The 3,476-nt window shown below is 66.1% G+C and carries 1 protein-coding gene; it reads left to right on the plus strand.

Annotation, left to right across the window (positions count from 1 at the left end; genetic code table 11):
- Window positions 1-123: 123 nt before the first annotated feature.
- Window positions 124-3,476: efflux RND transporter permease subunit (locus ACLFQI_RS12630; protein ID WP_410759833.1), on the plus strand; the 3,353-nt coding region annotated here is incomplete at its 3' end.

Genomic DNA, 3,476 nt, shown 5'->3' on the forward strand with positions numbered 1-3,476 from the left:
CTCAGGCTGACAAGACGCTTGTCGCGATCGTCCTGTCGGTTATAGTGACGAGTGCCTGTCACGACAGGTGAGAGCCACTCATCGGGCTGATGCAGTGCCCGGCTTCTTTAGCGAGCGCACCGCATGAACGACTCCAAGAACGCGAGATCCTCGCTCCCTGCAGGCGCCGGTTTGCGGGGGCAGGGCGATGTCCCTGCGGCAAGCGCTTCGCTCGGTCTCTCCGGTCGCATCGCGCGCACCTTCATCAACACCCCGGTCACGCCGATGCTGCTGATCGGGGCGCTCTGCATCGGCCTGCTTGGCTTGCTGTTCACGCCGCGCCAGGAAGACCCGAAGATCTCGGTGCCGATGATCGACGTCTTCGTCCAGTACCCCGGCGCCTCGGCGGTGCAGGTCGAGAGCATGGTGACCGCACCGCTCGAACAGCTGATGATGGAGCTGACCGGCGTGCGCCACGTCTACTCCGTTACCCAGCGTGGCGGCGCCCTGGTCACCGTGCGCTTCAAGGTCGGCGAGGACATGGGCCAGTCGGTGGTCAAGGTCCACGACAAGCTGCAGGCGAACATGGACCGGATGCCGCCGGATGTGCAGCCGCCGCTGGTGAAGCCGGTCAGTATCGACGATGTGCCCATCGTCACCCTGACGCTCTGGTCCGATGAGGTCGATGACAGCCAGCTGCGCACCCTGGCGCTGGATGTGTTGCAGCAGCTCGGCTCGGTGCCCGAGACCGGCAAGGGCTTCGTCGTCGGTGGTCGCGAGGAGCGGATCCGGGTCGAGGTGATGATGGAGCGCCTGGCCGGCTATGGCATCACGCTCGATCACATCGCCGAGACCATTCGCAGCGCCAATGCCGAGACCCAGACCGGCGCCACCGAGGGCGGTGGCACGGCGTACAAGGTCTACTCCGGCGCCTTCCTGCAGGATGCCGACGATCTCGAACGGCTGGTGGTCGGTCGCCAGGGTGGGCGGCCGATCTATATCCGCGATGTCGCGCGCGTGCGGGCGCTGGCGCAGGAGACCGAGCAGGTGGTCACCCATCTGACCGGCTCGGCCTATCGAGGCGATCATCCGGCGAACGGCGCCCAAGCGGTGACGCTTGCGATTGCCAAGAAGGAAGGCGCGAACGGGGTGACGGTCGCCACGGCGGTGTTGGAGAAGCTCGCCCAGCTCGAGCAGCGGATGCTCCCGACCAACGTCCAGGTCGAGGTCACGCGCAATTACGGTCAGAGCGCGAACGATAAGGTCAACGAGCTGCTGCAGGCGATGTTCGAGGCGGCGCTGATCGTCTCGATCCTGTGCCTGGTGGGGCTTGGGTTGCGCGCCGCGATCGTCGTCATCTCAGTGATTCCGGTGGTCATCCTGCTGACCATCTGGTGGGCCTGGATGATCGACTACAGCATCGATCGCGTGAGCCTGTTCGCGCTGATCTTCGCCATCGGCATCCTGGTCGATGACGCGACGGTGGTGGTCGAGAACATCTTTCGGCACTGGCTGGAGGTCGGCAAGACCTCGATCGCCGAGGCCGTCGCCGCGGTCGACGAGGTCGGCAACCCGACCATCCTCGCCACCTTCACCATCATCGCCGCGCTGCTGCCGATGGGCTGGGTCAGCGGCCTGATGGGGCCTTACATGCGCCCGATCCCGGTGCTCGGCTCCTCGGCGATGTTCTTCTCGCTGATCGCCGCCTTCGTCTTCACGCCCTGGTTCGCCTTGCGCGTGCGCCCGCGGCTGAAGGCCCTGGCGAGTGCCGAGCGGCGCGAGCAGCGCACGCGCGCGCTCGTCAGCCGGTTCTACCGGCCGCTGGTGATGCCGCTGATCGAGCAGCGGACATTGGGCCAGGCGTTCCTGATCGGCACCATCGCCGCGACCGCGTTGGTCTGCACGCTGTTCTACTTCAAGGTGGTGCCGGTGAAGATGCTGCCGTTCGACAACAAGCCGGAGTTCAGCGTCGTCGTCAACATGCCCGAGGGCACCGCGCTGCCGGAGACCGCCAATGTGCTGCGTCGGTTGGCGGAGACCCTGCGCGAGCTGCCGGAGGTGGTGGCGATCCAGACCTATGCCGGCACCGCGCAGCCGTTCAACTTCAACGGCATGGTCCGCCACTACTATCTGCGCGAGCAGGCCTGGGAGGGCGATCTGCTGGTGCTGCTCAAGGATAAGCATGAGCGCAAGCGCGGGAGCCATGAGATCGCGGTCGCCGCGCGGGAGCTGTTGACGCCGTTGGCGGATCGGCTCGGTGCGCGGATCGCCGTGGTCGAGATGCCGCCGGGGCCGCCGGTGCTGCAGACCCTGGTCGCCGAGATCTACGGCCCGACCAGCGCGATCCGCCGCCAGGTCGCGCAAGACATGACGGCGATGTTCGAGCAAGCCGAAGGCGTGGTCGATGTCGACAATTATTTGATCGAGCCCTATGACGCCTGGCGCTTCGAGGTCGATACCGAGAAGTCGGTGCGGCGCGGGATCTCGGTCGACACCGTCAATCGCAATCTGGCGATGGCCCTGGGTGCGACCAAGGTCGGCGATGTGAAGCGCGGCACGGTCCAGGAGCCGACCTTTATCGTCGTCCAGGTGCCGCTCTCGCATCGCTCCGAGATCACCGCGCTGGGCAGCCTGCCGATTGGCCGGCCGGATGGCAGCACGGTGCCACTGGCCGAGCTTGGGCGCTTCGTGCGCCAGCCGGAGGAGCGGACGATCTACCACAAGGATCTGCGGCCGATGGAATACGTCATCGGCGAGATGCAGGGCCGACTCGGCGCGCCGATCTATGGCATGTTCGCGGTCGAAGACCTGCTCGAAGGCTATGACCCGCCCGGGCCGGGCGAGACCATGAGCGGGATGCCGGATGGACTCATTGGCCCGCCGAAGACCGATGCGGTGGCCGATTTCGAGTGGTCGGGCGAGTGGACGGTCACCTACGAGACCTTCCGCGACATGGGCATCGCCTTCATGGCGGCGTTGCTGCTGATCTACGGCCTGATCGTCTGGGAGTTCCGCGACTTCGCCATCGCCGGTCTGATCATGTCGCCGATCCCGTTGACCCTGATCGGCATCATCCCGGGGCATCTGGTCATGGGCGCCGAGTTCACCGCGACCTCGATGATCGGCATGATCGCGCTCGGCGGCATCATCGTGCGGCAGTCGATCCTGATCGTCGAGTTCGTCAAGATCGAGGTCGCCCGTGGCAAGCCGGTGCGCGAGGCGGCGATCGATGGTGCCGAGATCCGGATGCGGCCGATCCTGATCACCTCGCTGACGCTGATGGCCGGCGCCTGGGCGATCATCGACGATCCGATCTTCCAGGGCATGGCGGTCAGCCTGCTGTTTGGCGCCGGGGTCGCGACCCTGATGGCGGTGATCGTGATCCCGCTCGGGTGCATCTCGCTGAGGCGTCGGTTCTATCTGATCGAGACCGAGAGCGGCGAGCGGATGCTTGCGGCTGGCTATGCCGAGATCGAGGCTGGGAACGGCGGCGCTGG

This window comes from Halochromatium sp. (assembly GCF_046541315.1).
Classification (GTDB): domain Bacteria; phylum Pseudomonadota; class Gammaproteobacteria; order Chromatiales; family Chromatiaceae; genus Lamprobacter.